Raw genomic sequence first — 482 nt, 5'->3', positions numbered from 1 at the left:
CACTGTGCTTCCCGTTAAATTATAACTGGCATAATCATCTGAAGTATAAGTGTAGGCACCTGTTAAAGTAACCGGTGTATTATGGGTCCAGAAATACAGGGTTCCCTCTAAAATAGCTGTGTTTTGGTCCAGAAATTTTTTGGCGCTCAGGGCAGAAGGATATGGGTTTCCGATCAAATACGGTTTGCCTGCCGTTAGTGTTTCACCTAAAATTACACCATTGTTGGGCACGCCATTAAATTCAGCAGGATAATCTGTTTTTACTGTCAGTGAATAGGTTTGCGGTCCACGGATGATGTATCCTTTACCTACTTTCATAACCGTGTTTTTATTGGTAATTACCCAATTATCGCCACTATATCCGAAATATTTATCTCCTAAAGTCAAAGGAGAAACATCAATAAGTTTTTGCGGAGTTACCGGTGTTGACCAGTATACGAAATCACCTCGTCTGATTTTTGGTGCAATACGTTTGTATTTTA

Annotated in this window: 1 pseudogene; it reads right to left on the bottom strand. The window is 39.4% G+C overall.

Annotated elements, in window-relative coordinates:
- Positions 1 to 482: pseudogene (locus tag RT99_RS25445) on the bottom strand (calcium-binding protein); the annotation flags it as partial.

It is taken from the genome of Flavobacterium sp. MEB061, assembly GCF_000834715.1.
GTDB lineage: Bacteria > Bacteroidota > Bacteroidia > Flavobacteriales > Flavobacteriaceae > Flavobacterium > Flavobacterium pectinovorum.
The sequence above is the reverse complement of the archived record's forward strand: the minus strand, read 5'-3'. Positions and strand labels throughout refer to the sequence as shown.